The organism is Synechococcus sp. R8-2 (assembly GCF_047461715.1).
Lineage (GTDB): Bacteria > Cyanobacteriota > Cyanobacteriia > Thermostichales > Thermostichaceae > Thermostichus.
Map to the genome: position 1 here is coordinate 1 of NZ_JANSHQ010000427.1, position 3,615 is coordinate 3,615.

Below are 3,615 nucleotides of genomic sequence, written 5' to 3' on the forward strand. Positions count from 1 at the left end.
ACTAGATTGAGACACTCCCCAAGCATTCCACGTTGCTGCCCCTACTCCCAGCCTCGGTGCCAGAGGGAGAGGGGAGCTAGACGAAAATGTTTCATTCCCGTTTAACGAACCAGATCGAGTGTCACCGAACCAGATCGAGGAGCCAAGCAAAGTAGAAGCGGCTGCGAATGGTTTGTCGCTGCTGCACTTTCCAGCCCCATTCGGTTAATTGGCTCACCAAGGTCGCCTCTCGGTGTTGATAGGCGCGGGTGGTTTTGCTGGGGCCGGGGAAGAACTCTCCCACTTTCTTCAGCAGCGTCAGCCAGGGGGTTTTGGGGGCAAAACTGAAGATCAGGCGGGACCGAGCCAGGCGGGTCAGGTGCTTTAGCATGCGCAGGGCCTCGGCTTCGGGGTAGTGGATCATCACATCAAGGCAGATGACGACATCGTATTCCCCCGTCAATTCCTCCAGATCCGAGACCCAAAAGTGTGGGTTGTCTGTGGATCCCAACTCCATTTGCTGGCGGCGGCGTGCTTCGTTCACCATTTGTTCCGAGATGTCGCTGGCGAACACCTGCGCCCCTCTGGTGGCCAAGGGCAAACTGAGGCTGCCCACCCCGCATCCGGCATCACAAATGCGTAAACCCGAGGGATCCCCCAACCACTGCAACACCGTCTCTACTGTGCGAGCATGGCCAAGGCGGATGTCTTTTTGGACGAAATTGACTTCTTCTTCACCATAAATGCGCCGCCAGCGCTCGAAGCCAACGGAGTTGAAGTAATCGCGGACAATGGTTTTCTCTTGCATAGAACTTCCAGCTAGGGATCCGGCGAGAGAAAAAGATGAACGCTCTGCTTTTCTTCGCCAACGCGCATTCCATTCTACCCCGAGGCCCCGTAACCCTCTGCATCGTTGCCCTAGGATTGTATTAGAATTAACTCGCATGCCTTGGATGTTGCCCCATGACCGAAGCTGAGATTGCCCGAGCGTTGCAGGCTCGGTTGGCTGCCCCGGTCAAAATCGCGGTCAAACGCCGCCAAGGTCATCTGCATGTTCTTCTGAATCGGCCCCCCCTGGCTCGAGTGGACTACCCCCATCTCACGGAACGGGTGCGGGTGGAGCTCAGGGCGTTGGGCTTGCCCGGCTTAGAGCAGGTCACGGTGTACGGGCGTGAGTCGGGACATTCTGAATACGAGTGGGAGCAAACGGCCCCCTTGTTGAACCCGCTGCTGGCCTCAGAAGAAACCACAGTTCTGTTGGAAAAAAAAGGCGATCGCCTACTGCAGGATCTGACAGTTGTTGCCCCGGATTCGGTCAACTCAAAGCCTGAACCTGCGCCGGAGAATCCTGTCGGGAAAACCGACATAGGCAGCAGGTCCCGCATCTCCTGGGTGTGGCTGGGGGGAGCTGTACTGATTGTTGGAATTGGGGTGATTCTTTTGCTGGTTGCCCTTCTCTGAAAGAGCTGGGTAAAGGTTCTTGTTCTTGTCTTGGGAAAAGCCTCAGGGAGCGTTGCCGAGAGTCGCCGATGAACTTTGAGGATGCCGGGATCCGGTCAATTGGGCTTTTTGCAAGGCATCCTGCAGCATCCGCTCCACCAACTCGGTGAACGTCCACCCCAGAGCTGCCGCCGCATCGGGACAGAGGGAAGTGGGGGTCATGCCGGGCAGTGTATTCACCTCCAACACCCAAGGATTTTCCTCGGGATCCACCCGCAGATCCACCCGCGCCAAGCCTTCGCACCCCAACGCCTGGTAGGCCTTCAGACCTGCAGCCTCACAGCGGGCCAACCCTGCCGGGCTGAGGGAACAGGGGATCAAATGCCGCGAGCCACCGGGTGCGTACTTGGCTTCGTAGTCGTAGAAGTCGCCTTGGGCGGGGATGATCTCAATGGCCGGAAGAACTTGGCCGGACAAGATCGAGAGGGTGATCTCCTTTCCGGGAACATAGCGCTCCAGAAAAATCCGCGACGAGACTGAGCGGGCCAACTCCAGCCCCTGAGCAAATGACCTCTCATCCCGGACAATGCTGATGCCCACCGTCGAGCCGTTGTTGCTGGGCTTAATCACCAGTGGGGATCCCAACTCTGCCGCACAGTCAGCCCAAGTGAGGGGGCTTTGGTCGTCCCAAACCTGCCAATCGGGGGTAGGGATCCCCGCGGCGCGAAAGATCTGCTTGGAGACCAGCTTATCCATGGCCAGAGCACTGGCCAGCGGCCCGGATCCCTGGTAGGGCAGGCCCAGCCAGTCCAGCATTCCCTGTACCACCCCATCCTCGCCACCAGGGCCATGCAAGGCAATCCAAACGAAGTCGCAGCCGGCTTGCCGTTCCTGCCAAAGGCGCAGAGGCAGATCCTCATCTGGGTCGATTACCTTGACCCGATGGCCCAGGTCCTCCAAAGCCCGTTTGCAGGCTTTACCCGTTACCCAAGAGACTTGACGTTCTGCCGAACGCCCCCCCGCCAAGACAACAATGTTCATGGCCTAACCCCAAAGCACTCCCCACCCTCAACAACCGGCACCAAGATACCAGCATACCTTCACCCTACCCTACGAAGGGGGCCGTCGGCGGCGCAAGAACTCGGGAATATCTAAGCCTCCAGACATCGGCGGCTCAGGCTCCGGAGGCTGTCGAGGCGGCAGCCCAGAGCCCGTGGGAGTGGGCTTAGGAACCCCCGACTTGTTGGAGGCAGAAACTTTGGTTGCAGCAGGGATGGCGGCTGGACGGGCTTTCTCTTGGAAACCGGTGGCGATGACCGTGATGCGCACTTCCCCCTGCATGCGCTCGTCTTGGACGGTGCCGAAGATGATGTTGGCCTCGGGATCCACTGCCTCGGCGATGATCTCGGCAGCCACCGTGACCTCATGCAAGGACAAATCCGGCCCACCGGTAATGTTGAAGAGGACACCTTTAGCCCCTTCGATGGAGGTTTCCAAAAGCGGCGAAGATACAGCGGTAATGGCGGCTTCGCGGGCGCGGGACTTGCCGGATCCCATGCCAATTCCCATCAAGGCAGAGCCGGCATCGGCCATCACGCTGCGCACATCGGCAAAATCCACATTGATCATGCCGGGAATGAGAATGATATCCGAGATGCCCTGCACCCCCTGCCGCAGCACATCATCCGCAACGCGAAAAGCCTCTTGGACAGGGGTTTGCTCGGAGATCACCGAAAGCAACTTGTCATTGGGAATTACAATCAGGGTATCAACTGCCTCCCGCAGCGCTTGGATCCCTTCCTCGGCCTGCTTGCTGCGGCGTTTGCCCTCAAAGGAAAAAGGCCGTGTCACCACTCCCACCGTCAGGGCACCACTGGCTTTGGCAATTTGGGCGATGACGGGTGCTCCACCCGTGCCCGTGCCTCCCCCCATGCCGGCGGCAATGAAGACCAGATCTGCCCCTTTGATGGCTGCCGATATTTCTTCGCTGGATTCCTCTGCAGCTTTCTGGCCAATGGCCGGGTTACCACCTGCACCCAAGCCTCGAGTCAGCTTCTGCCCAATTTGCAAGCGGTTCACTGCCGAGGACTGGGCAAGGGCCTGCGCATCGGTGTTGACGCTCCAAAACTCGACGCCCACAAGGTTGCTGGCCGCCATCCGACTGACCGCGTTGCCACCCCCACCCCCCACGCCTAC

The 3,615-nt window shown here is 59.0% G+C and carries 4 protein-coding genes; 1 reads left to right on the forward strand and 3 read right to left on the reverse strand.

The genetic code is table 11. The annotated features are described in order from the left end of the window. Positions 1–121: 121 nt before the first annotated feature. The gene (gene bchM, locus NW819_RS10315; RefSeq protein ID WP_414343655.1) at positions 122–787 is read right to left on the reverse strand and encodes a magnesium protoporphyrin IX methyltransferase; all 666 of its coding nucleotides are present in this window, start codon (positions 785–787) and stop codon (positions 122–124) included. 155 nt (positions 788–942) lie between these two features. On the opposite strand from bchM, the gene NW819_RS10320 reads away from it, so the two are divergent. Further along, a complete protein-coding gene (locus NW819_RS10320) occupies positions 943–1,440 on the forward strand; it encodes a hypothetical protein (RefSeq protein WP_414413684.1) in 498 nt (165 codons plus the stop codon). A gap of 42 nt (positions 1,441–1,482) precedes the next feature. Here the strand turns inward: NW819_RS10320 and NW819_RS10325 are convergent, their stop codons facing one another. Together NW819_RS10325 and ftsZ are read right to left on the reverse strand one after the other, a co-directional pair. Further along, a complete protein-coding gene (locus NW819_RS10325) occupies positions 1,483–2,460 on the reverse strand; it encodes a D-alanine--D-alanine ligase family protein (protein WP_414407460.1) in 978 nt (325 codons plus the stop codon). 69 nt (positions 2,461–2,529) lie between these two features. After that, positions 2,530–3,615: cell division protein FtsZ (gene ftsZ / locus NW819_RS10330; protein WP_414413685.1), on the reverse strand; the 1,086-nt coding region annotated here is incomplete at its 5' end.